This is a genomic window from Humisphaera borealis (genome assembly GCF_015169395.1).
In the GTDB taxonomy this organism is placed as follows: Bacteria; Planctomycetota; Phycisphaerae; order Tepidisphaerales; family Tepidisphaeraceae; genus Humisphaera; species Humisphaera borealis.
Genome location: NZ_CP063458.1, coordinates 4,899,209 through 4,923,322 on the forward strand (window position 1 = coordinate 4,899,209; position 24,114 = coordinate 4,923,322).

Annotated in this window: 17 protein-coding genes; 5 read left to right on the forward strand and 12 right to left on the reverse strand. The window is 63.0% G+C overall.

Annotated elements, in window-relative coordinates; all coding sequences use genetic code 11:
• Positions 1–66: 66 nt before the first annotated feature.
• The 6 genes from IPV69_RS18235 to IPV69_RS27605 all read right to left on the reverse strand — a co-directional run bounded on the left by IPV69_RS18235 (position 67) and on the right by IPV69_RS27605 (position 6,254).
• Positions 67–1,323, reverse strand: a complete 1,257-nt coding sequence (locus IPV69_RS18235) for a hypothetical protein (protein ID WP_206291151.1) — start codon at positions 1,321–1,323, stop codon at positions 67–69.
• Positions 1,324–1,384: 61 nt separating this feature from the next.
• A complete protein-coding gene (locus IPV69_RS18240; protein ID WP_206291152.1) occupies positions 1,385–1,747 on the reverse strand; it encodes a nuclear transport factor 2 family protein in 363 nt (120 codons plus the stop codon).
• Between the two features lie 181 nt (positions 1,748–1,928).
• Entirely contained in the window at positions 1,929–2,900 is a 972-nt protein-coding gene (locus tag IPV69_RS18245) for an SRPBCC family protein (RefSeq protein ID WP_206291153.1), read from the reverse strand.
• A 1-nt stretch (position 2,901) separates the two neighbouring features.
• The gene (locus tag IPV69_RS18250; protein WP_206291154.1) at positions 2,902–3,243 is read right to left on the reverse strand and encodes an ArsR/SmtB family transcription factor; all 342 of its coding nucleotides are present in this window, start codon (positions 3,241–3,243) and stop codon (positions 2,902–2,904) included.
• Between the two features lie 171 nt (positions 3,244–3,414).
• Positions 3,415–5,571 carry a CBM96 family carbohydrate-binding protein gene (locus IPV69_RS18255; RefSeq protein ID WP_206291155.1) on the reverse strand — a complete coding sequence of 719 codons (2,157 nt, stop codon included), beginning with the start codon at positions 5,569–5,571 and terminating at the stop codon, positions 3,415–3,417.
• Positions 5,572–5,816: 245 nt separating this feature from the next.
• Positions 5,817–6,254, reverse strand: coding sequence for an RNA recognition motif domain-containing protein (locus IPV69_RS27605; RefSeq protein WP_206291156.1), 438 nt, complete (start codon positions 6,252–6,254; stop codon positions 5,817–5,819).
• Between the two features lie 565 nt (positions 6,255–6,819).
• Here IPV69_RS27605 and IPV69_RS18265 point away from each other — a divergent pair.
• Complete coding sequence (locus IPV69_RS18265; RefSeq protein ID WP_206291157.1) at positions 6,820–8,112, forward strand: SGNH/GDSL hydrolase family protein; 1,293 nt, start codon at positions 6,820–6,822, stop codon at positions 8,110–8,112.
• 18 nt (positions 8,113–8,130) lie between these two features.
• Here the strand turns inward: IPV69_RS18265 and IPV69_RS18270 are convergent, their stop codons facing one another.
• Positions 8,131–8,874 (reverse strand): SIMPL domain-containing protein, encoded by a 744-nt coding sequence (locus IPV69_RS18270; protein WP_206291158.1) that lies wholly within the window; start codon positions 8,872–8,874, stop codon positions 8,131–8,133.
• Between the two features lie 184 nt (positions 8,875–9,058).
• On the opposite strand from IPV69_RS18270, the gene IPV69_RS18275 reads away from it, so the two are divergent.
• Both IPV69_RS18275 and IPV69_RS18280 read left to right on the forward strand, forming a co-directional pair.
• Complete coding sequence (locus tag IPV69_RS18275) at positions 9,059–10,255, forward strand: class I SAM-dependent rRNA methyltransferase (protein WP_206291159.1); 1,197 nt, start codon at positions 9,059–9,061, stop codon at positions 10,253–10,255.
• On the forward strand, positions 10,255–11,541 hold the full coding sequence (locus IPV69_RS18280; RefSeq protein ID WP_206291160.1) for a BaiN/RdsA family NAD(P)/FAD-dependent oxidoreductase: 1,287 nt from the start codon (positions 10,255–10,257) through the stop codon (positions 11,539–11,541). The genes IPV69_RS18275 and IPV69_RS18280 overlap by 1 nt, the downstream gene beginning before the upstream one ends.
• A gap of 205 nt (positions 11,542–11,746) precedes the next feature.
• Here the strand turns inward: IPV69_RS18280 and IPV69_RS18285 are convergent, their stop codons facing one another.
• A complete protein-coding gene (locus IPV69_RS18285) occupies positions 11,747–12,700 on the reverse strand; it encodes a sugar phosphate isomerase/epimerase family protein (protein WP_206291161.1) in 954 nt (317 codons plus the stop codon).
• Positions 12,701–13,106: 406 nt separating this feature from the next.
• Here IPV69_RS18285 and IPV69_RS18290 point away from each other — a divergent pair, with 406 nt between their 5' ends.
• The gene (locus IPV69_RS18290) at positions 13,107–14,459 is read left to right on the forward strand and encodes a hypothetical protein (RefSeq protein ID WP_206291162.1); all 1,353 of its coding nucleotides are present in this window, start codon (positions 13,107–13,109) and stop codon (positions 14,457–14,459) included.
• Between the two features lie 103 nt (positions 14,460–14,562).
• Here IPV69_RS18290 and IPV69_RS18295 read toward each other — a convergent pair whose 3' ends face one another.
• Complete coding sequence (locus IPV69_RS18295) at positions 14,563–15,432, reverse strand: alpha/beta hydrolase (protein WP_206291163.1); 870 nt, start codon at positions 15,430–15,432, stop codon at positions 14,563–14,565.
• 160 nt (positions 15,433–15,592) lie between these two features.
• Here IPV69_RS18295 and IPV69_RS18300 point away from each other — a divergent pair, with 160 nt between their 5' ends.
• Positions 15,593–17,665 (forward strand): ATP-dependent helicase, encoded by a 2,073-nt coding sequence (locus IPV69_RS18300; protein ID WP_390884363.1) that lies wholly within the window; start codon positions 15,593–15,595, stop codon positions 17,663–17,665.
• Positions 17,666–17,671: 6 nt separating this feature from the next.
• Here the strand turns inward: IPV69_RS18300 and IPV69_RS18305 are convergent, their stop codons facing one another.
• From IPV69_RS18305 to IPV69_RS18315, 3 genes are all read right to left on the reverse strand, one after another.
• The gene (locus IPV69_RS18305; protein ID WP_206291165.1) at positions 17,672–18,553 is read right to left on the reverse strand and encodes a segregation and condensation protein A; all 882 of its coding nucleotides are present in this window, start codon (positions 18,551–18,553) and stop codon (positions 17,672–17,674) included.
• Positions 18,554–18,644: 91 nt separating this feature from the next.
• Entirely contained in the window at positions 18,645–20,714 is a 2,070-nt protein-coding gene (locus IPV69_RS18310; RefSeq protein WP_206291166.1) for a multicopper oxidase domain-containing protein, read from the reverse strand.
• A 302-nt stretch (positions 20,715–21,016) separates the two neighbouring features.
• Positions 21,017–24,007 (reverse strand): DUF2341 domain-containing protein, encoded by a 2,991-nt coding sequence (locus tag IPV69_RS18315; RefSeq protein ID WP_206291167.1) that lies wholly within the window; start codon positions 24,005–24,007, stop codon positions 21,017–21,019.
• Between the last annotated feature and the right edge of the window lie 107 nt (positions 24,008–24,114).

The following is a 24,114-nucleotide window of genomic DNA, read 5'->3' on the forward strand; positions in this document are numbered from 1 at the left end:
TGTACGGACGTATAAAGTCCAGCACGAAACTGGTCGTAGTGACCCGAGAACAACCGTCGCAGAGGGCTACCCGGGCGGGTGGGTTGGCGAGTGATTGCGCTTACGTCGCAGTCGGCGAATCGCGAACGGAATCACCGGTAGCAGCACCACCATCGACAAGGCATGGGTCTTCCATCGCCACAGCGACGAGACGGCGTACTTCACGTCAGGCTCGTGCTGTTGGCCGGCGAACCATGGGCGGGTGACGTGCGCGTGCGCGACGATGATGTCGCCGATCGGAAGTTGACCGCCGATGTAGCGCTTCTGGCCTTCCGATGTCCAGGGCATTCCGACCGTCTCCCCGGCTTGCGCGATCGCATCGGCCAGGGGCAGGTCGCCGTAGATTTGCGCGATGCCCATCATCATCGCCGTCGCGGACGGACTGCGGCCGAAAATCAGCGGGCCACTATCGACATCGCCCGGCCCTTCGATCCCCGACGGGTACTCCAACACGCATGGCACGCCAGCAAATGTGGTGACGAAGCGGTCTCGGAAGGTCTGGTACTGCGACCTGGCAAACGCCGGATCGATGTCAGGGAGATATCGCAGGATGACGACCTGCGATGTCGCCCGCGCCACGCTGCCGGGCTGGCCGTCCGGAAGGCCGGCGGTGTGCGGGAACAGGCCGGTCGCCGGGTCGAGCCGGTTGCGAGCGGCACTGAGCCAGACCGCGATGACGTCGCGATAGCGATTCTCCCCCGTGACGCGGTCATAAGCCGCCAGCGCGTGGATCGCCGGCAATGTGTCGCACGGCCAAGCGGCGTTCTCGTACGACGGCGGGAACGGCGTTTTAGAATTGCCTAGGGTCGCGGCGATCGCATCGCAATCCCGTTGCAGATCGCGAAGCTGGTTCGGATCGCGTCCCTGCTGCAGCACGACGATGCCGGCCCGCAAGGAGCACTTCCACGCCGAGTAGAACATGCCCCGTTCCGGCGGCAGGTTCGGCGGGAACGGCTCGCGCCCTGCGGGCGACTCGAGCTGTGCCAGGCACCCGACGGCTTCGTCAATCGCCTGCCGAGTATGCGATGGATCGCGCATCGCGAGCTCGACCCACGTCAGCCCGTGAAACACATAGCTGAAGTAGAAGCCTTCGGGGAACAGCTTCTGCATCTGTGCCGGCGAGCCCGCATCAAGGGCCGCGCGGTTGGCCGCCAATTGAGCGACCAGTGTCGGTGGCGCTTCGGACGGATGACGTGCCAGCGGCGACGCGCAATAGAGGCGGACATTGAAGAGCAGCACGGCACCGACCGCGACAAGCCAGCACGCGATGAGTAGTCGTCGCAAGAGCCTCATCGTCCTCTTCTGCCGCCGTCCGCACGCTGACCGCGGGCGACCCTTCTCCGATTCACCAGTTGCCTTCGTAGAAGAACTGCTCGCGGACGATCTTATCGGCGGCATTCACCGTATACACGCCCACCTCTTCCTGCGTCACGCGCTGGCCGGTGGCTTTTGGCGTGACTTCGAACGTGAAATGAACCGCGAACTGGTTGGGGCCATTAAAGAACGGCCCGCGGACCTTCTCGCCGTGCAGCGTCAGCCCGGCGGCCCAGTTCTTCGACTTCTGGATGACCGCTTCCTGCCCGGCAGTCTCGTTGCCGCTGGCTTCGACCGAGACGATGTCGGGGGCGTACATCGTCTGCATGACGTCGAAGTTCTTCCCCTGGTTGCACAGATCAACGAACTGCTTCGCGACGGATTGAAGGCTCATAACGACTCCAGAACACGTGTGACGGGACAAACACAATTACGTTTGCACGGCTGGGCCCAGAAATAGCGATCACAGCCATTGCCCGCGATTGTAGGCAGGTGCCGCCGTCGGCGCAAACGAGCGTTGTTGGAAACACACAAGCCGCCAGTGCCGATGGGCCGCGGGCAGACGCCGTCTGCCCCTACCTCGCCGCCAACTTCGCCTCCAGCTTGTCGAACGAGCCGGTCCAGCCCATCGTCATTCCGGCGCGGGACTGCACGAATGTCGCGATCTCCTCGGCGGTCGAATTTCCGTGCGGCTGCCACTCGACCGTGACACGGGTCTTGTCCGGGCCTTCCTCGGTGAACGTCACGATCGTCAGCATCGCCGGCGGCCAGGTGGGGGCCAGCGGATGTCGGCTGATGTTCTCCTGCTCGTCCACGAACTCCTGCGTGTAGACAAGCCGGTGTGGCCTGGCGATCTCGATGTAGTGCGCCCGGCCGTACATGGTGAGGTTGTTGCCGCCGGTCATCACATAGAACGTACTGCCGCCGGGGCGGATGTCGGCGCGGATGAACTTCATCGTGAAGCCGGTCGGCGGAATCCATTGCGAGAAGTGATCGGGGTTGGTCCACACCTCGAACATCGTCTCGATCGGCGCTGAGAACGTTCGGTTGATGACAAACAGCTCTTTGCCGGCCCGTTCCTTGCCGAGGTACTCGGCCAGCCGGTCCCAGGTCGCTTCGCCGCCGGCTTTCTTGATGAACTTCTTGATCTCCGTCGCCGCCTCGGGCGTGGCCAGGGACATGGTCATGTCCATGCGGGTCTTGCCGTCTTCTTCCGTGAAGAAAACGGTCACACGGAACAACGGCGGGCGGTCGTCGCTGGCTCCGTGGTCGTAGACGAGCTTTCGGCCCGGTTCGACTTCGTAGTAGGTGGTCTTGTTCGGGTAGTCGGTGCCGTCAGGCCCGTGCATGATGTAGGTCCAGTGCCCGCCGACGCGGAGGTCTTTGCTATGCGTCGTCAGCGTGAAGCCGCGCGGCCCCCACCATTTGGCGACCTGCTCGGTGTCGGTCCAGGCGTCCCAGACCGCCGACACCGGCGCGTCGTAAACGCGGGTGATGTAAAGTTCGTCGGGGCGGTCGGCGGGGCGCTTGGGCGGGTTGGCGGGCATGTCACTTTCCTTTCTGGTTCTGTTTCGCGGTGATCGACTTCAGATGCTCGTCGAGGCGGTCGAAGCTCTCTTCCCAGAACACGCGGTACTGCTCGATCCAGTCGACCGCGACCTTCAACGCGTCCGGGTTGAGCTTGCACGGCCGCCGCTGGGCCTCCCGGCTCTTGCTGATCAGCCCGGCCTTTTCCAGCACCTTCAGGTGCTTGGTGATCGCAGGCAGGCTCATGTCAAACGGTCGGGCCAGGTCCGAGACATTTGCCTCCCCCTTGGAAAGCCGATGCAGAATCGCCCGGCGGGTAGGGTCGGAAAGGGCGGCGAAGGTGAGGCTGAGCGTGTCGGGCATCGAAGTTAACCAATCGACTAATTAACTAATTAGTTAAGTATACACTCGTGCGGAGTTGGGTCAAGGGCCCGTTGGAAACCGTCTCTCGATGCGGTTCTGCACTTACCAACGGACAACCGCGACGGACTTGCCGGCCGTCGTCATGAGCGAGGCGCAATGTCTCGGTTCACATCAGGAGACGAGCAATTCCGGCTTGTTCGAGCCGGCTTCGCGGGAGTTGAAGCGGATGTACGGATCAGTCGCGGGATTCGGACTGATGTTGCGGAGCACGAGCGTCACGATGTTCCGCCCGGCCAGCTTTTCTGCGCGGATGAAGTTCGTGAGATCGAACTCGTACCACGCCGATGTCGTGCCGACGATCGTCGCGCTGGCCAGTACCGTGCTCGATACCGCCGGGCGATTGTTGTAGTTCAGCGAGCCTTCAGTCCAGGAGGTTGAACTCGACGAGCAGACCTGCGCCAGAAGGCTGGGAACGTTTGTGTTGTTCAACGAGCCGAACAGGCGGAGCCGCGCGGCACTGACGGTGGACACGGAGCTGAGGTCAAACTTGAGATACGCCTCCCGGTAGAGCCCGGAAGCCGGCGGCGCGTTCTTCACCTGGAGCGGCGTGGTCGCGCCAAAGTTGGTCCCGGACTGCCCACCGCTTTGCACATACGTGTCGGCGGTGGCGCTAAGCGATCGCGGTGCGACGTCATTGTCATCGATGCGCAGCATGACCGACGACTTGGCGGCGTTGTTCGAATACGCGTTGTCGGCGGCGAGCGTAAAGATGACGGTTTCAGACGGCTCAACGAGCGTGTCGTTGACGGGCGTGATCGTCACCAGGGCGAACGTTTCATTCGCGGGGATGTCCACGTAGTAGCGGTTGTCGAGCGGACCGATATTGGGCGTCAGGCCGGCGTAATCGATCGGGCCGGTGCGCGACTGCGGCCGGCTGGCCGTCCCTGACACGTTGAAGTAGACGCGCGTCGCCACGGGAAGCCTTTCCCCACGCGTGACGAATACCGTCGCGCTGTTGCCGGCTGTTTCGGACGCGACTGAGTCGATCGTACTAAGTTCAACGGTGGGGCCGAGATCCAGAACCCGGCCCAGTCGCGCGAAGCCGTCTGAAAAGATGAGCTTGTTCCCGGGGGCGTTGTAGAGCCGCCCGCCGACGAACGTATCGGCTGTACCGAGTTGCGCGGCGCCCGCATTTCCAAACGAGGTATCGATCTGGCCGTCTTTGGTGATGGCGTAAAGGTCGGCGTTGTTGAAGTCGCCGCTGAGCATGAGCTTGCCCCCGAACGTCTGCACCATGCTGACCTCGGACGAGTCGGTGGTGGTTCGAAGCGCGATGGGCCTGAAGCCGGCGGAACCGAAGGTGGTATCCACCACGCCGGCGGACGTGTACCGCACGACATTGGCCGTCTGGTTCCCGTTGCTGGGGTGTTGCTGCTTGCCGGCGACAACGACCTTTCCACCGGGCTGCAGAACGACAGAAACAGCGGCAGCGATGTAGGTGGAGTTGAACGTCTGCGTGAGTCGTCCGTCGTCGCTGAAACTGTTGTCCATGTCCCCGTTGGCCTTCAACCGGGCCACACCGAACTTGCCCCCGGCGTAACCAACAACGGAAATGTACCCATAGCGAGGGTTGGTCGTGGCCGTTCCCTGGTAATCGATCGCGCCTGCGTAGCCGCTGTCTTCTCCACCGAACCCCACGTAACGAATGCCGGTGCGTAAGCCGGGCGTCGCTCCGGGTGCGACGCTTGGGGTGCCGAACGTGACGTCGCGATTGCCCGAGGCCGTCAGGCGAAGAATCGAGACATCATCATTCGAGAAAACGTTTTCGGTTCCGCCAATCACTACGATCTTGCCGTCGCGCTGAATCAGGACCTGACCAGGCTGAGTGACCTGATCAGTACTGAAAACACCGTCGCCGTCGAACGAGGTATCCAGCTTTCCGTTGGGCAGGAACCGCATGACGCGCAGTCCATTGATTGGTACTGGTAGTTCGGAGTAGTCGACGGCGGCGACGACGATTTTTCCGTCGGGCTGAAGTGCGACGACACCGGGATTGTGTGAGGCCCAAATCGTCGGCGTGACGGGCAGTTTGAGGCTGCCTCCGGTTCCGAAGGTGGTATCGATCGACCCGTTGGCGTTCAGCCGGGTCAGGTTTCTGGCGTAGACGGTGAGAATCTTTCCGTCGGCCTGAACGGCAGCATCGATGACGTCGGTATCCAGTAGGCCGTCGCCGCTGAACGATGTATCAAGCTGTCCCGCCGCAAAAAGGCGGCGCGGTTCGAGGGCTTCGATCGTACGGACGGCGTCGGCATTCTGGCTTTGCGGCATGTATCTGTCCTTCTCACGGGGCGCGGTTAGCGTGTAATCCAGTACGCAGAGCACGATACTGCAATTGTCTGCTCGCCGTCCAGATCACGCTTGATGTTTCTTGCCAAGGTCGTGGATTCACCGGGGCGCCGATGCGGCAATACCGGGCAAGGCGTGATTGAAGTGACGGGGAAACGAAAACGCCCGCGGACGAGGTCTCGTCCGCGGGCGTTTGAATTGAGATCGGGGTTCAGCGAAAGGCTGGATTAGTAGCGATCGCGGCCACCGCGGTCGCCGCCACGGCCACCGCCGCCACCACCACCACCGCCGTAGCCACCGCGGCCACCGCCGCCGCCGCTACGACCGCCACCACCACCGCCGTAGCCACCACGGCCACCGCCGCCGCCACCACCGTAGCCGCCACCACCACCACCACCACCGCCACGGGGGCGGTCTTCGCGGGGCTTGGCCACGTTGACGGTCAGGGTGCGGCCGTCGACTTCCTGGCCGTTGAGGGCGTCGATCGCGGCCTGGGCCTCGTCGTCCGAACCCATCTGCACGAAGCCGAAGCCCTTGCTGCGGCCGGTATCACGGTCGGAGATGATCTCAGCGCTCTGCACGGTGCCGTGCTGGGCGAAGAGCTGCTCGAGATCCGAGCTGCTCGTGTTATAGCTGAGGTTACCGACATACAACTTGCTGCCCATGGAATGTCTCCTGAATTGGGCCTGACAGGACCCCGTGTTTACTTTCCGGGTCCGATGCGAAAGAGGCCACGTTCCGGCCCAGGGAGGTAGGAGAGGCGAAGCGATGCAGCAGAACGGTCGTGACGTGTCAGACGCGTAGCAGAGCCCAGTTCGTCGAACATACCTAGCGTATTCTATCGACAATTGGCCGTCTGTCTCGGTGAAAATATTCACCACGTCCGCTATTAGCCGGGCGGAGAAACCTGGGTTGCGGGGGGCCGGGGAAGACCGCAAAAGATGGGGACCACCACGGAGGCACGGAGACACGGAGGGCAATTCGGCGAGTGGCATAACCTGTCATCCGGAGAGCGAATGCGTTTTTGAGGAGCTGCGCACGAAGTAAGTGGGAACAGTCGGTCTCAGATCAAACTCCGCCTACTTCGTGCGCGGCTCTTCAAAAACTCACACGCCCTCCGAATGACAGGTTGGCGCTGTTCGCCAAGTTACCCTCCGTGTCTCCGTGCCTCCGTGGTGATCTCTCTTCCCTCGACTTGCGAAAGAGCCATCCTCTCATTGCAATACCGCTATGAATCGACGCCTCTTCCCGCTCGTCGCGCTCGCCGTCCTGGCCGTGTCCTCTCTTGCCAGGTCGGCGGATTTTCCGCTCGCCAAGGCCGTGGAATGCAAGCCGCGCGCGGGGCTGCCCAACTTCTTTGCTAAGGCCGCGACCGACGGCGCGAGCCTGAAGATCGCCTACTTCGGCGGGTCGATTACCGCACAAGCGGGCTGGCGACCCAAGACACTCGCCCTTTTCCGCGACACCTACCCCAAGGCGAAGTTCGAAGAGATCAACGCGGCGATCGGCGGCACCGGATCGGATCTGGGTGTCTTCCGCCTGCAGCAGGACGTGCTGGTTCACAAGCCCGATCTGCTGTTCGTCGAGTTTGCCGTGAACGACGGCGGGGCGGAGCCGGGTCAGATCTTCCGCTGCATGGAAGGCATCGTCCGCCAGACGTGGAAGGCACTGCCCGACTGCGACATCTGCTTCGTCTATACGCTGGTCGATGGTTTCGTCCCCACGCTGCAGGAAGGCAATTTCCCCCGCGCCGCCAGCGTGATGGAACGCGTCGCCGAGCACTACGGCATACCCAGCATCCACATGGGCATGGAGGTGGCGCGGCTCGTCAAAGATCAGAAGCTGATCATGAAGGGCACGCTGCCCAAAACCGACGAACAGAAGGCGGCCGCCGGCGGGAAGATGGTCTTCTCCCCCGACGGCGTTCACCCCTTCCCCGAAACCGGTCACGAGCTTTACCTCAAGGCGATCATCCGCTCGCTGCCGGCGATTCAGAAAGCCAGCGGAAAACCCGCCAAGCACGAACTCAAGGCCCCGCTGACCGCCGACAACTACGAGAACGCGAAGATGATCCCCATCACCAAAGCGACGCTGTCCGAAGGCGTCGTCGCGCTGACGCCGGCGTCGAATGACATCGCCAAGCGGTTTGCCAACCGTGTCAGCACGCTTCACAAGGCCGATCAGCCGGGCCAGACGATTGCCTTCAAGTTCAAGGGCACGCGGGCAGCGATCTACGACATCATCGGCCCCGATTGCGGGCAGGTGACGATCACCATCGACGACAAGCCGCCGGTCACCCGGCCGCGGTTTGATGCCTACTGCACCTACCACCGCCTGGCGACGCTTCTGATCGGCACCGAACTCGCGGATGCCGTCCACACCGTCAAGATCGAGATCCATCCCGACCAGCCGGACAAGGCGAAGATCCTGTCGCAGCGGAACGAGAAGATCGACAAGCCCGAGCGGTTTGACGGCCGGGCGTTCTACCCGGCGGCGATTTTGCTGGTGGGGGACCTGGAGTAACACCACGCCACGACCCGGTCATTCGATGGCATATTCGATCGTCACGGTCGCCTTGATCGTCTTGTCGATGCTCGAGGTATCGTTCACGCCGGAATCGGAGATCTCGGTCGAGAAAGCGGGCGTGATCTGGAACACGCCCTGACTGGCTGAGCGCAACGTCCCGAGGCGGTTGTTGGAATTCTTCACCAGTGCCTCGCCCCGCAGGCGGGCGTTGCCGGTGGCCTCGGCGATCATCTGAAGTTTGACGTCATCGAGCTTGGTGTAGCTGTACTGCGGCGGAGACGCCGACAGCTCGACGCCGTCGCGGATGACGGTGCTGATGTCGCGGGCGGCGTCGGCGATCGACTTGACGGTTGCCGACGCGATCGTCACCGACTGGCTGACGGAGTGCAGTTCGATCTGATTGGTGGGGTTGCCCTTGGCGTCGCGCGAGTAGAGGGTGCGAATGGCGACGGGGCCGAGTTGCACCTGGTCCCCGGCAAACCCTTTGGTCGCCAGGAACGCCATGACCTTGGCGCGGTCGGCTTCGAGCTTGGTGTACGCGGCAGTGAGTTCCTTCTCGCGGGCGCCGATTTCTGCGGAGAACACCGCGCGGTCGGATGAGATCGGCCGCTCGGCGTACCCTTTCACGGTAATGGTCTGATCACGCAGCTTGACCTTTTCGAAGCTGCTGCGGGCCAGGTTTGTCGAAAGCACCACCGCCGCGGGCATGGCCGCGCCGAACAGGACCAGCAGAAAGATATTGAACTTGGTATTGGACATGATGCGACCTCCTTGTCGCTGGGGAATGGGACGCTTCTGACGCTAACGGCTCGGGTGGGTGAATGCAATCCGAGGGATCACCAGGGCGTCAACGCTGTTGCGACGATCGGGTCAACGCGTATGCTCGCTGCCTCCTTCGCCACGCGGTGCGATCGAGGGTCGGCTTTTCACGGATCGCGTCGCCATGAGCTTTATTCGAACAGAACAACAGGAACCCGTTCGCCTTCGCCTGGTCCGTGATCGGACGCGGGTCCTTAAGCAGGGATACCCGTGGATCTTCCGCGACTGGCTGAAAGATTTGCCGGCAGCGCCGGTGGGCAGCCGGGCGGTGGTGTTTGACAAGGACAGCAAGCTGCTCGCGTTCGGGATGTATGACCCTGCCGGTCCGCTCGCCGTCCGGGTGTGCGGCGTGGACGGGGAGAAGCTCAACGACGACCTGGTGCTCGCCAAGCTCGATGCAGCTTTGGAGCTTCGCCATGGCCTGTTCGATGAAAAGACCACGGGCTTCAGGCTCGTCGGCGGCGAAGGGGACGGCCTGCCCGGCCTCACCTGCGACCTGTACGGCGATCACGCCGTGCTGAAACTGGACGGCGACGCGCCCTCGGCGTTCTGGAATGTGGATGCCGTCGCCGACTGGCTCGCCGAGCGACTTTCGATCGCCAACGTCTACTTGAAGTTCCGGTCCGATGCGCCGACGCGCGGCCGCGCCGTGCGCGGCAAGACGCCGACGGCGCCTGTTGAGTTCCTCGAAAACGGAAAGCGCTTTGCCGCCAACCTGGTGGACGGACAGAAGACCGGCTTTTTCTTCGACCAGCGCGACAACCGTGCCCGTATCGGCGACCTGGCCCGCGGGCGAACGGTGCTGAACCTCTTTTCCTACACCGGCGGATTCTCGATTTACGCCGGCGTCAACGGCGCTACAGACGTGACCAGTGTCGATCAGGCCAAGCCGGCGACGGAAGACGCCCGCCTGAACTGGCGATTGAACGATCTGCCCGAAGACGCTCACCACGCGGTTGCCGCCGACGTGTTCCAGTTCCTGGAAGAATCGCGCGCGGCGAAGCGAACGTGGGACCTGGTGATCGTCGATCCGCCGTCGTTCGCGCCGGCCGCCCGCTACGTGGAGAAGGCGACGCAAAGCTACCAGACCTTGTTTGCGTCGGCGTTGGGTGTGGTTGCGCCCGGCGGCATCATCGCGCTGTCGTCCTGCTCCAGCCATATCTCGTCGGAGATGTTCTTCGAACTGTCTGAGGTCGCGGTATCGCGAGCCCGGCGGCGGGCGACCGTCCTGGGCGTGTTCGGACAGCCGGCGGATCATCCGTTTCCGCTGGTCTGCCGCGAATTGCAGTATCTCAAGCTCATCCTGTTGCAGGTCCGCTGATGGACGACCCGGCGAACAATACCGAGACGGCCGACCTAGCGATCGTTGGCGGCGGGGCGGCCGGGCTCGCCGCGGCAATCTTCGCCGCCGAGGCGGCCCCGCCCGGACGTCGCATCATCGTGCTTGACGGGGCCAAGACACTCGGCGCGAAGATCCTCGTCGCCGGCGGCGGGCGGTGTAATGTCACCCACCACCAGGTTCGGCCACAGGATTTCAACGGTTCTCAGAACATCGTGCGCAACGTGATGTCGGCGTTCGACGTGGCGGCAACCATCCGCTGGTTCTCCGACATGGGCGTGGAATTGCGGCAGGAAGAGACCGGCAAGCTTTTCCCGGTCGCCAATACCGCGCGGGCGGTGCTGTCGGCGCTGCTGGAACGATGCCGGGCTCTGAATGTCGTGCTGCAAACCTCCAGCCGGGTGACGCGCATCGTTGCGCCGGATTCCGCCGAGACCACCGATGCAACCGACCGCCAATTTCGTATCGAGCACGCACAGGGCGTGACGTACTGCTCGCGGGTCATCGTGAGCACCGGCGGGCGATCTCTGCCCCGCAGCGGCAGCGACGGCTCGGGATGGGACATTCTTCGGCAGATGGGTCACACTGTGACACCAACCTACGCCGCGCTGGTGCCGCTGGTGCTCGATGCGAAGATGTTTCACGCGACGCTGGCGGGCGTATCACAGGACGTGGAACTGACGGTGACGTCCGGCGGCAAACGCATCGACCGCCGGACGGGGAGTCTGCTCTGGACGCACATCGGCATCAGCGGCCCGGTGGTGATGGACGCCAGTCGCCACTGGACGGTGGCGAAGGAGACCGGCGGCGAGCCGACGATGAAGTGCAACCTGCTGCCTGGAGAGACCTTCGAGAGTATCGAGCAGGCGATGATGAAATGGACCGCCGACCGCCCGCGGGCGTCGATGCTGACACTGCTGTCCACCAAGCTGTCGGAGCGCGTTGCGGCGGCGATCCTCGCCCATGTCGATGTGGCCCCGACGACGATCGCCAGCCAGCTTTCCCGCGACGCCCGGCGGACGCTGGCCCATGCCATCACCGGCCTGGTGCTGCCGGTGGCGCAGCACCGCGGCTGGAACTACGCCGAGGTCACCGCCGGCGGCGTGCCGCTGAACGAAATCGACTATCGGACGATGGAATCGCGGAAGGTGCCCGGCTTGTACCTCGCCGGTGAGGTGCTCGACTGCGACGGCCGCATCGGCGGGTTCAATTTCCAATGGGCCTGGGCGACGGGGTACCTGGCCGGCCGAGCGGCGGCGAGCAGATGAGGTTTTTGGGTGCCATGGGCTGACGTACTCGTCTGCCCGTGGCGGTGTTCCTGAAGGTGACGCGTCACCACGGGCAGCGGAGTACCGCAGCCCATGGCACCCAGCCCCATTAGCGGTCGCACCGTAGGTGCACGTCTTCCGACGGCGGTGTCAAAAGGGTGCACCTTCGGTGCGACCGCTAATCAGTCCTACGGAACGCCGCGACCTACGCGAGCGCTTCCCGGCAGTACTGCAGGCACTTGGCGACTTCGGTGACCGAGTCGCTGCCTTCCGGCACCGGGTATTCCAGCTCGATGTCGGCGTAAATCGGCCACTTCTCCTTCTTCAGCAGTTGCAGCACTTCCTTGATCGGCGTGTTGCCCGCGCCCCAGGACATGTTCCGACCCTGGTTGGTCTTGTCCTTCAGGTGCAGGTTGATGATGCGGTCGTGGTACTTCTCGATCAGCGGGATCGGGCTCTTGCCATTGGTACCGCCGACGTAGTGACCGATGTCGAGGTTGAAGGCGATGTACTTGCCGATTTCAAGCAGCGGATCGGGCTTGTCGAGCGACGGGAAGTTGTTCTGGTGGTTGTGGAACGCCACGTACACCTTGTGCTTCTCGGCGAACGGTGCGACGCGCTTGGCGAGTTCTTCGTTGCGCTCGGTGGTGATCGCGACGCAGCCCAGCGCCTTGGCGATCTGGAAGTTGAACTCGATGTCTTCGTCGGTCTTGCCGAACGGCGTCTTGTGGATGTGGATGTTCACACCGGCGTCGTTGTACATCTTCTTCAGCTCGGCGCACTTGGCGAGCTGCGCGGCACGGTCGGCGTCGGTCGGAGCGGCGGCGGGGGCCTTGGGGTCTTTCTTCGCGGGTCCGCCGATGCCGGTATACGCCTTGATCGGTCCGTCCATCAGTTCCGTCTCGCTCAGGCCGCTCTTGAGCAGCGCGGCAAGCGTGTCCTCGGCGGTGACGATACGGCCGCGATAGCTGTAGGTGATGCAGCCGATCTTGACGCCGTCGATGACGGAGTTGGGCTTGGCCGCGGCGGGCGCATCGGCGAGAGCACCAAACGCGCCGCGCGGCAGCATCGCCGCCGCGCCGAGCAGTGCCGCAGAACCCAGGAACGCGCGTCGGCTGACAGACTGGCCGGCCGATGGGCCGTCATTTCGCAAAATCATGGCTGTTTCCTCCGGGAGACAAAGACAGGGTCGATTCGCAAGGCGACAGGCTTGTGAGCATATCAGGGGCCTCGGCGACAGGCCACGATTTGCTCAGCAGGGCCGGTAGCCGAATTTCACACGCCGGCACGAAGACCCACATCGCGATAGACGCGCAACCAAAGACGGGGAAGCCACAGAGACACTGAGACACAGAGGGCCGACCGCCTCCACTGTTGATCAGTCATTTCAGCGATGCTTCTGTGAAAATGGGAACATGCGTCGAAACGCCCTCTGTGTCTCCGTGCCTCTGCTGCTCCTCCGCCTTTTGCTGCGGCTTGGCCGCGCTGTTTCTTCTTGTGCCCTTCGTGTTAAAACGGGGTGCCGACACGCATGAATATCCGGCGATCTCTCAAGGAACCATCCGATGCCCAACCGACCGCTACCCGCTCTGTTCCTCGTCGTTCTGGTGTTGTCCTTCCCTGCGGCGTCGCCGGCGCAGCAGGCACCGTACGACGTCTTCCCCGCGGCCGAGCCGCCATACTACCGCGTGCGGTACGAGGCCTCGAAGACGCCGGGGGAGCTGATCTATTCCGTCAACTACACGATCTGGATTCCAAAAGACGTCAAAACCCTGCGTGGCGTGATCGTTCATCAGCACGGCTGTGGCGAGGGCTCGTGCAAGTCGGGGCTGACCGGCGCGTTCGACCTGCACTGGCACGCACTGGCCAGAAAGCATGACTGCGCCCTGCTCGCCCCGGCGTACGAACAACCCGATAAGGCCGACTGCCAGATGTGGTGCGATCCGCGGAACGGCTCCAGCACCGCGTTCCAGAAATGCCTGGTCGATCTGGGCGAAAAATCGGGTCATCCGGAACTGGCTAAAGTGCCCTGGGCGCTATGGGGCCACAGCGGCGGCGGCCACTGGGCCGGCGGCATGGTGATGCTCCACCCCGAACGCGTCGCCGCCGCCTGGCTGCGATCCGGCGTGCCGATGCTCAAAGCCAACCCTGTCGGCTCGACCATCAAGGCGCACATCCTGCATGAGGCGGCCCTGAAGGTGCCCATCCTGTGCAACTTGGGCACGAAGGAAGGCGTTACCGTGAAGGAAGGGCGATTCGCGGGCGTGTGGCCATCCAACGAGACGTTTTTCAGCGAGATCCGGTCCAGGGGCGGGTTGATCGGCGTCGCCGTCGATCCGCTGACCGCGCACGAGTGCGGCAATCAGCGGTACCTGGCGATCCCCTGGCTCGACGCCTGCCTGAGTGCCCGTCTGCCGAAGGTCGCTGGTGATCCGCTGAACGCGATGCCCACCGACAAGGCCTGGCTGGCCCCACTCGCCGGCGGCGACGCCGTGATTGCAGACAAGTTCGCCGGCGATCCTCTCAAGGCGGTCTGGCTGCCGAACGAAGCGATCGCGCGGGCGTGGATGCAGTACATCGAAGACACCGCGGTGACGGACACCACGCCGCCTCCCGCGCCGACGAACCTGAAGGTCGCCGGCAATGAGTTGACGTGGGACTGCGAGGCCGACCTGGAAAGCGGCCTGGCCGGTTTCATCATCGAGCGCGACGGCCAGTTGCTGGCCAATGTCCCCGAGCAGGGCAAGAACCCCTTCGGCCGGCCGCTGTTCCAGAACCTGCAATACAGCGACACACCCGGACAGCCGCTGGTCGTCATGAAGTACACCGACACCAAGGCCGAAGCGGGGAAGAAGTACGCGTATCGGGTGATCGCGGTGAATACGGCGGGGCTGAAGTCGAAAGGCGACGCGGAATAGGCCGACAGTCAAGAATAACTGCCACTTCTCGCCAGGTCGGCACCCAGCCATCTGTCTATACGCTGCTGCGAGGGCAGCAAGTGGAAGGCTTCAGCCACTTCGATCAGTGCTGCTTCTTGAACACCAACTTCGCAAATTGATACAGGTCGCTCCGCCACACTTTGAAGTCATGGCCGCCACCCGGGATCACGTTGTAGACGTGGGGAACCTTGTTCTGCTCGAGCATCTCGTGGACGTTCTGGCTGATGCGGAATAGGCCGTCCTTGTTGCCGCAAGCGACGTAGAGCAACCGGAGCTTCTTGGTCGCTTCGGCGTGATCTTTGATGAGTGCCCCTGGCGGTCGGGTATTGGGGGCCGACGAGAAGCCGCCGACCCAGGCGAACGTGTCGAGGTTGCCGAGCCCGAAGTTGAGCGACTGTCCGCCACCCATCGACAGGCCGGCGAGCGCACGCGACTCGCGGCCGGTCTCCACAGCGTAGGTTTTCTCGATGAACGGGATCAGGTCTTTGAGTAGGTCGCTCTCGAACGCCGCAAAGGCAGGGGACTGTTTCGGGATCGGATCGCGCGGGCCGACATCTTTCGAGGCTCGCCCGTTGGGCAACACGACAATCATCGGGACCGCCTGCTTGTCGGCGTACAGGTTGTCGAGGATGACGTCGGGCACGCCGCCACGGACCCATTCGTTCTCGTCGCCGCCGATGCCATGGAGCAGGTACAGGACGGGGTATTTCTTGTTCGGCGTGTAACCCGGCGGGGTGTAGACGCGGGCCTTGCGTTTGGTGCCGACGGTGGACGAGTCGTACTCGACCAGTGCGACCTTCCCGCGGTCGATGTCTGCACGGCGGACGTCATACCCTTCGGGCGGTGGAGAAAGCACAGCGGTTTGCGTCGCGGCGGGGCTTTGTCCATGTGCGCTGAACGCACCGAGGGTGATCACAAATGCCAGCCAAAGCCAGTGTTGAGCGATTTTCATGTGAGTCCTAAGAGGTTTGACGCGACCGCCGGTCTGGCAGTGTCCTTTACTCGTACAGTTGTTCGCGGCCCGGGAATAATTTCGGGCCCGGTTTACATACCGTGCCGCGTGTGCTGCCCCCGTACTTTCCCCGCACGGCCGCCCCTGTTACAACTCCGGCATGCGAGCCTCAGGCATGGACGCCGAACTCCCCGATTCCCTCTATTCCAAGCTGAACGACCAGCAGCGTGCCGCGGCGACGGCGGGCGATGCGCCACTGCTAATCGTCGCCGGGGCGGGGACGGGGAAGACCAATACACTGGCGTATCGCGTCGCCCACCTGATCGCCAAGGGCGCCGATCCCGGGCGGATCTTGCTTCTGACGTTCAGCCGCCGCGCCGCCGCCGAGATGGGCAAGCGCGTGCGATCGATTCTTGAATCTGCTTCTGCTGCCCAACTTCCCCACCGCCCGGTCTCGCTACTTTCCAAACTTTGGTCCGGTACTTTTCACGCCGTCGGCAATCGCCTCCTTCGGCTGCACGGCCAGGCGCTGGGCATTGGCGACAGCTTTACCGTGCTCGATCGTTCCGATGCCGAAGACCTGCTCAACAGCGTGCGGTCGGAGCTGGAACTGGATAAAGGCGACGTTCGCTTCCCGCGCAAAGAGACGTGCCTGGCGATCTACAGCCGGTGCGTGAATGCGACTGATACCGTCGAAGACGTGCTGAAGAACCAATTCCCCTGGTGCTCGGGATATCCGGAGCAACTCAAGAAGCTGTTCAAGGCGTTCGTCGCCCGGAAGCAGGAGCAGAACACCCTCGACTACGACGACCTGCTGCTCTACTGGTTTCACCTGATGCAGGACGAGGAACTGGCCGCCGGCGTGCGGGCGCGGTTCGATCATGTATTAGTCGACGAGTACCAGGACACCAATCGGCTGCAATCCGGCATCCTGCGAAAGCTCAAGCCCGATGGCGTCGGCCTGACCGTGGTCGGCGACGATGCCCAGAGCATTTACAGCTTCCGGGCCGCGACGGTACACAACATCCTGGAGTTCCCGCAGCACTTCCCCGGGACTACCGTCGCGAAGCTCGAACAGAACTACCGAAGCGTTCAGCCGATCCTGTCCGCGACGAATGCGGTGATCGCCGAGTGCCCGCACCGGTACAACAAGGACCTGTTCACCACGAAGAAGGGCGGCGCACTGCCTCGGCTGGTGACGGTGCAGGACGAAGACAAGCAGAGCGATTACCTGATCGGCCGAATCCTGCAGCATGTCGAAGCCGGTATTCCGCTGAAGAAGCAGGCCGTGCTGTTCCGCACGTCGCACCACTCCGATGCACTGGAAGTCGAACTGAGCCGACGGAACATCCCGTTCGTGAAGTACGGCGGTTTGAAGTTCCTCGAGGCGGCGCACGTCAAAGACACGCTGGCGATACTGCGATTGGCGGAGAACCCGAAAGACGCCATCAGCGCCCAGCGCGTCCTGCAACTGATCGACGGCATCGGCCCGGCGGTCGCGAAGAAGGCCGTCCAGCACCTGTCATCGCGGCACTTTGATTTGAAGGCGTGGGAAAGCTTTTCGTGCCCGTCGGCGGCGTGGGAGCAGTGGCCGCCGTTCGTGGCGATGATGATCTCACTCCGCAATGACAAGCTGCCGCTGCCCGACCAGGTGGCAAAAGTGCGGGAGTTTTACGCGCCCGTGCTGGAGAAGAGGTACGACAACCCGACGGTGCGGAAGCGCGATCTGGAGCAGATGGAGCAGATCTCCGCCGGCTTCACGAGCCGCAGCCAGATGCTGGCCGAACTGACGCTCGATCCGCCCAACAGCACGCAGGATTTGGCCGGTCCGCCGTTGCGGGAAGAGGACTACCTGATTCTGTCGACGATCCACTCGGCCAAAGGGTGCGAGTGGGACTGCGTGTATGTCATCCACGCCGCCGACGGCAACATCCCCAGCGACATGGCGACCGGCACGGCCGAGGACATCGAAGAAGAACGCCGTCTGTTCTACGTCGCGCTCACGCGGGCGAAGGACTTTCTGGAGGTACTGTTCCCCCTGAAGTACTACGCCAAGAAGCACGCGATGGGAGACCGCCACAGCTACGCGCAGCTCACGCGGTTCCTGCCGGAGAACGTGTCGGAGAAGTTTGAAAAAGTGAAAGTCGCCGCCCCCGAGGCTGTCAGCGATACGCCCGTGCGGGTGGGACAGCCGAGCGAGGTGAAGCGCAAAATCGCGGCGATGTTCGGGTGAACGAGTTCAGCGATCGGAATCACCAGCGGCCGGCACATCCGTCGCTTCCGCGTCTCGCGTCTGTTCCGCTCCTTCGCTCAGCGCCAGGCTCGCGTGCTCGTACGTTCGGCGGTGTTCTTCGGGGGCGGGGTCGATCTCCAGGTCGTTCAGATCATCCCCCTGGTGAACCAGGATTTTCTTCTGGCGGATCAGTTCCAGCAGCGCCAGGAAGACGCCGATGATCTCGCTCTTGCTCGTCCGGCCGACGATGAGCTGCTTGAGCGTCAGCTTGCCTTCGCGCTTCAACCGGTCTTCGATGTCGGTGGCGTGCAGCTCGATCGGGGTGTCGTCGTAATTGACTTCATGAACCTTCGGCTTTCGCTGGCCGATCTCGCTCATCAGCTTGCTGAACGCCGACAGCAGGTCCCAGACCTGCACCTCGTCCATGTCAACCGGCGGCGGTTCGTCGCCGGTCGTATCGCGTTTGGCGGGGTAGCGGGCGAAACGGTCCTGGTGCTCGTGCTGTTTGCGGTCCAGTAGAACCGCCGTGTCTTTGAACCGCTTGTACTCCAGCAGTTGCTGCACGAGTTCGTACCGCGGGTCGGCCAGGTCCTGAGCGGCCGATCGGCCTTCCTTGCCCTCGTCGGGCTTGAGCTTCGGCAGCAGCATGGCCGACTTGATCTCCATCAGCGTCGCGGCCATCACCAAAAAGTCGCCGGCGACGTTGATGTCCAGGCCGGACTTGGCGCTGAAGTCCTTCAGCAGGTCCACGTAGTGCATGTACGAATCGAGGATCTGCGTGATGGGGATGTCGTAGATGTCTACCTCGTCCTTCTTGAGGAGGTAGAGCAGCAGGTCGAGCGGGCCGTTGTAGACGTCGAGTTCGACGCGGTATTCACGATGTTCCACGACCATCCTTGGCAGAAGCGCGGTTCGGACCCACGGATTCTAAGGCGGGGGGCGCGGTGGTGAAAGGTTGGGGGAGAACTCGGTGAGCCAGTTACTGCGAAAAGGCGCAGCCGGAGGTCGGATCTTTCGGCGCGGCGTCGAACGACAAAGCCGGCGGCGTCGTCCCACTGAGCCTGGCGACATTGGCCGACAGCTCGCCGAGTATTGTCGCGCTGTAACCGGGAAAGACCTTCTCTATGGCGCCACCGGGCGCCACCAGGATTGAGCTGGCGCTGGAGGTCACGCGATAAGCGTTGATCAGCTCCAACTTCGGGTCTGCGATCAGCGGGAACCCTGCGCCGGTTTCTTTCACCCAGTTCCTGGCGGTCTCGGTGTCGGCATTAATGACGCCGACGACCGAGCAGTTCTGGCCGTACTGCACGGACAGCCGCCCGAAGTACTTGGCCGCATCACGCGAGCAGGGGCAGTCCTTCTCGATGAAGAACAGGACCACCGGCCGCTTCTGCGCCAGGGCAGCCAGCCGCAGGGGTTTGCCGGCCAGGTCGGTTGCTTCAACTGGGGGCGCGGCCGTGCCGACCTGACGGTCGGCCGTGGCGGTCATGGCCGGTGTGATCGCATGCCGCGCACGGTCGGCCAGCCGGATCACGCCGCTGGCATCGGGTTTGAGCGTCGCGGGGTCATTGACCACGAGGAACTGGCCCATGAGGCCCCCGTCCTCGTGATTGGCCATGTGGCAGTGATACATGAAGGCGTCGGTATCGCTGGCGAAGTCGTCGAAGCGGGTCACAAATGTCGCCGACTGACCGCGTGGTATGTACAGCGAATCCTTCCAGCCCTGCTCGTAGTCGGGCACTGGCCCGTCGCTGCGTGCGACGATTTTGAACTGCACATCATGAATATGAAACGAGTGCCCGAAGGTCCGATCGTTCACGATCGTCCAGGCTTCCACCGCGCCGAGCTTGACGACATGATTCACCGTGTGCATGTCGTAATACTTGCGATCAAACGCGAACTCCCGATTTGGCGGACCGAAGCGGAGGATGTTCAAGGTGCGGCGCTCGGTCGCATCGGCTTCGCTCCAGAATTTGTTGCGGGTCAGTTCCGGTGGCAGCTTCGTGATCGGAGCGGCGGTGGGGGCCGCGACGTTCACGCGCAGCAGCCGAAAGTCGAGGTTGTTGAGATAGCTGCCGTTCGGCGGCGATCGTCCGGGCTCGCCGCCGGGGAATCCGAACGGCTGTCGGGCGTTGTACGCCATCAGGTCCACGGTCGCGCCCGGCTTGTCGCCGCTCAGGTCCACCAGGATCTCAATGCGCTCGCCGACCATGAGCTTGATCCGCGAAAGTGGCACCGGCTTATCGACCAGGCCGCCATCGGTGGCGATCAGATAAAACTTCCGGTTGTCGCTAAAACCGAGTTGGTAGCCGCGCTCGATCTCCGCGTTCAGGATCCGCAGTCGCACGAACTGGGCGGGAAGGCTGACCTTGGGGTCGAGCGTTCCGTTGACCAGTGAAAAGTCGCCGTATTTGTCGTTATCGCCGGCGAAAGTGAACTGGTCTGCAAGATTGAATCGCCGGCTGGTGAGCACCAGTGGGATATCGTCAACACCATAGGCACGTGGCAGCGCCAGCTTCGCCTCGATCGGGTCACGGATGATGATAAGCCCGCCTGCGCCCATCGCGATCTGCTTCTGAGTGCTTTCGTGCGGATGGGGGTGGTACCAATAGGTGCCGGCGTTGTTCCGAACGGTGAAAGATGGCGACCAGGTCGCACCGGCCGCGATGAGCTGGTGTGGGCCGCCGTCGGTCGCCGCCGGCAGGTGCAGGCCGTGCCAGTGGACGGTGGTCGGTTCGTCGAGGTTGTTCTTGACGTTGATCCGCACGGTCTCGCCCTGTTCGAAAACGAGAGTCGGACCCCAGAACCTGGCATCGTTGTAGCCGTATGTGTGCGTGGTCGCCCCTGGCCAGAGCGATTTGCTCGACTTGCCCAGCGCCAGGTCGAAGGTTTTGCCAGTGATCAGCGGTGGAATCCACAGGTCCTGGAATGCCCGCACCGATGTTGCCGCGGAAGGACTGGAGCCGGTCGTTGCCGTCTGGGCCGAGCACGGCGTCACGGCGACGAGGGTCGCCAGGGCAATCGTTGCCAACCGGAATGTCTGTTTCACGGGCATGGATAAGGCCTTGGCCAATGGGGTCAGTGCAGGAAGATCGAGAGAGACTAGATAGTGTGTGTCGTTCACTCAGGGCGTTAAGAGGCCGGTGGCGACCCGGGAAGGCTCCGGTTCACCACCGTCGCTTTGCGTCGATTGGTACTGCCGGCAGGCCAGAGCGCCGGTTGATGACCGACCGGACGGAGAGCTGAGTTGGCCAAGGCCCGTTGACCATCCCTATTACGCATGGGGCGGGCGCGGGTACACCGACCACGCCAAGAATCGCCAGGGACGACCGACCGTGCGGGGGCGACGGGCTACTTCTGCGATTTGGACGTTGCCGTCTGGATGGGGACCTCGCAGAAGGTGAGCGCGGCAATTCCGTTTTCGCCGCGCAGTAATGTCTTCTGGCTCCATGCCTTGCTATCGAGATAGGTCAGGGTTTTGGCGGCGAGCGGGGCCGACAGCTGCAGCGTCACAACGTTCCCATTGCACACGCCCGAAGCGATGCCGCCTGATACGCCGTCCAGGTAGAACTGCCCCTTCAGGCTGTCATCCCACTTCACCGGCTGGTCGAATTCCATCACCAGGCGGTCCGTCGTCCCGCTGGCGGCATAGGCACGACGAAGGTTCGGCGGCGTGATCGGGGCGGTGGGAACTTTGCCGTAGTGGTCGCGCTCGATCAGCGGCAGGATCAATCGCGCGAACTCGGCATACCCTTCGGGCGGGTAGTGGCAGCCGCCCGGTGGATCGATCCCCAGGGTCGACATCAGGCTGAGCCGGGAGAACGCCGTCGACAGGTTTCGCTGGACCTCGCGCAGGCGGTTGTCGGAGCCGTCGATGCCCATGGCACAGGATTTCGGCCAGATCTGGAAGACGTAATAGTGCTGGATGTTGGGGTAGTCCTGCTTCCATGCACCGGCCATCTCGACAAAGAGCTGGCGGTACGTCTGCCAGCCGAAGCCGCCGGTCGGCCCGTCGGCGCCCTGGTCGTTTTCGCCCTGGTGCCAAAGGACGCCCCGAATGCCATGCGTCAGGCCCGCCTGGCGGACCCGCCAGAGCAGACGGCCGTAGATGGTGGTCACGTCTTCGGGATCGGCGAAGTTGCGTTGGTGCTGATCGATGCGCGTTCCGCCGACTGCGCCGTTGATGATGCAGATCGGCATCTTCTGGCTTTCGACCAGCCGACGGGCAAGATCGAGCCCCCAGTAGCCGACCTGAAGTTTCGCGCCCTTGCCGCGGGCGACGGCATCGCCCCAGACGATCTGTCGCGATCCCTGGGGACTGCCTTCCATGCTGCCGAAGGTTCGAATCCATGTGCTGGTGAAGTTGACCTCGTCCTTGCCCCACGCGGTCGCTTCGGCGTTGGATTGGCCGTCGATCAAGTATGCGTCGCCGCAGACCAGGTTCGTCGCAGCGTGCAGGATCTTTTCGTCGTCGCCGGTTTTGGTCCCGAGTTTTACTGCGTACTTCACCAGGCCGGGCTTGAGCTTGACGGTGAATGCGTATCGTCCTTCGGCGTCGAGCTTCTGGCTCAGGTCCTGGTACGGCTTGTCATCAGCGGTCACGCGCAGAAACACTGAATCCGGCCGCTCGGCCAGTCCGCCATTGCAGAAGAGCGTGCCTTCGTTGCGGTCGTCGCGGGCGTAGAACTGGTTATCGATCGGCTTCTCGTCCTTTGTCGCCGTTCGATAGACCCAGGGGTCCTGCACCGGCTCGGTGACGGCAATCTCGATGGTTTGGGTGATGGCGGGCCCGCCGTTGCTGATCGTGGCCGTAATGCTCAGCTTGCCGCTGTTATGAGCGCGCGACAGGAGAAGGCCGCCCGGGATTTCCGATGAGGTGGCCGCGATGCCGGCGATCGCCCAGCGATAGGTCAGGGGGCCGGACCGCGTCGCCGTCAGGGTGTCGCGATTGCTGATATTCGCCTTGATTTCGATCGGTTCGCGTCCGTCCCACGTCGCCGGTGCTTCAAGAGTGAACTGGGGCTCGGGGATCGCTTCCTTGATCAGGACGTCGATCTCCTTGTTTTTCACCTCTGACGGAAAGACCGCCTTGCAGACGATGGTCGCGTTCTGATCTCCGGTGACGCGACCGGGGGCGAACATCAGCGAGAATCGGTCGACCGCCAGGGGGGTCTCAGTGCCGTCGCGCTTCAGGCTCCAATAGATCTTCAGGGCACCGGCGGCATCCGCGGTAAGGGTGGCGGTTGAGCCTTCCTTTACCTCGATCTTCGCCGGCGTCACACCGAACGACGAGCCGGGCCTGACCACCGGGCCGACGAGCGTTTGCAGCGGCTTCTGGTTCTCGTAGCAGAGTTTGACCCAGTCGGCCGACCGGGTGACCTTCGAAATGCGCACTTCGTCCATGTCACCGACGAAGCTGAAGTTGTTGTACCAACCGCCGATCCAGAACCGCGCGGGCGTCCGGACATTGAGTGGAGAGCCGGCGGATTTATTCGTGCCGTCGAGCACACCGTTCACATAGACGCGCGATTCGCCCTGTTGGTAGGAATGAGTGACATACACCCACTCGTCGGTCGGAACCCGGCTCGCACCGGACACGTTGCCGCCCGAGAAGTAGCAGTCCATCTGGATGTGTGGCGGGCTGCGAAACTGCATGACCACCTTGCCCTGCGCCTGCTCATTGCCCCAGGCAATGATCGTGCCGTTGGAACGCCGCGCGCGAATCCACGCTTCCGAGGTGTGCGGTGCCGCGCCGGCGGGGAAATTGGCGATCTTCTCGCCGCAGGCGATGCCTTGCCTTTCGGCGAACGTGCGGGCGGCACCGATCGGACCGGTGGTGGCTGTGGTGCCGCCATTCTTCGGCTGAACCGATCCTGCGTCGTCTGCCAGTGCCTCGTCCATGTGCAGAACGCTGAGGAACCCATTGTTGTCGTTGAAGACAGCCCGGCCGTCGGATTCGGACTTGGCGTCTGATCTGCCCCAGTGCACGCGGATCTCCTGGCGCTCGTTCCCTTTCAGGATCGGAAGTCTTACCCAGATGCTCGCTGCCCCGGCCTTGGCATCCCACTCGTCAATCTGGTACGCCAGCGGATCGCCACCAGGTGTCGAGAAACGGATGTCCTGGCCATTGGGCTGGGCCTGTGCGAAGTCGAAGAAGTCCCGGTGAAGCCGGACGAGGATCGGGAAATCTTTCTCCGAGGCTGATGCCGGGAGATTCGCGCCCTCGGGCGTCGTGAGAACGAAGATGGAACCCGTGTGTTTCCAGTCGCCGTAACCTGCCGCCGCGACTGATGAACCCGCGAGAACCAACACCGCGAGAAGCATTTTTGCCAGATGGGCCATGGGAGTTGCCGTCTTGTAGATGGGGATTCGGAACCGGCCGATATTGAACGCGGCTCGAACGAGTACATCGTTCGAGCCGCGGATGTGATGCGTAAGGTCGTCGATCT

Bases quoted from the DNA above. Each gene is read 5' to 3' on its own strand.
- IPV69_RS18240 (WP_206291152.1), bottom strand. From the start codon at position 1,747: ATGAGCCTTCAATCCGTCGCGAAGCAGTTCGTTGATCTGTGCAACCAG.
- IPV69_RS18245 (WP_206291153.1), bottom strand. From the start codon at position 2,900: ATGCCCGCCAACCCGCCCAAGCGCCCCGCCGACCGCCCCGACGAACTT.
- IPV69_RS18250 (WP_206291154.1), bottom strand. From the start codon at position 3,243: ATGCCCGACACGCTCAGCCTCACCTTCGCCGCCCTTTCCGACCCTACC.
- IPV69_RS18255 (WP_206291155.1), bottom strand. From the start codon at position 5,571: ATGCCGCAAAGCCAGAATGCCGACGCCGTCCGTACGATCGAAGCCCTC.
- IPV69_RS27605 (WP_206291156.1), bottom strand. From the start codon at position 6,254: ATGGGCAGCAAGTTGTATGTCGGTAACCTCAGCTATAACACGAGCAGC.
- IPV69_RS18265 (WP_206291157.1), top strand. From the start codon at position 6,820: ATGAATCGACGCCTCTTCCCGCTCGTCGCGCTCGCCGTCCTGGCCGTG.
- IPV69_RS18270 (WP_206291158.1), bottom strand. From the start codon at position 8,874: ATGTCCAATACCAAGTTCAATATCTTTCTGCTGGTCCTGTTCGGCGCG.
- IPV69_RS18275 (WP_206291159.1), top strand. From the start codon at position 9,059: ATGAGCTTTATTCGAACAGAACAACAGGAACCCGTTCGCCTTCGCCTG.
- IPV69_RS18280 (WP_206291160.1), top strand. From the start codon at position 10,255: ATGGACGACCCGGCGAACAATACCGAGACGGCCGACCTAGCGATCGTT.
- IPV69_RS18285 (WP_206291161.1), bottom strand. From the start codon at position 12,700: ATGATTTTGCGAAATGACGGCCCATCGGCCGGCCAGTCTGTCAGCCGA.
- IPV69_RS18290 (WP_206291162.1), top strand. From the start codon at position 13,107: ATGCCCAACCGACCGCTACCCGCTCTGTTCCTCGTCGTTCTGGTGTTG.
- IPV69_RS18295 (WP_206291163.1), bottom strand. From the start codon at position 15,432: ATGAAAATCGCTCAACACTGGCTTTGGCTGGCATTTGTGATCACCCTC.
- IPV69_RS18300 (WP_390884363.1), top strand. From the start codon at position 15,593: ATGCGAGCCTCAGGCATGGACGCCGAACTCCCCGATTCCCTCTATTCC.
- IPV69_RS18315 (WP_206291167.1), bottom strand. From the start codon at position 24,007: ATGGCCCATCTGGCAAAAATGCTTCTCGCGGTGTTGGTTCTCGCGGGT.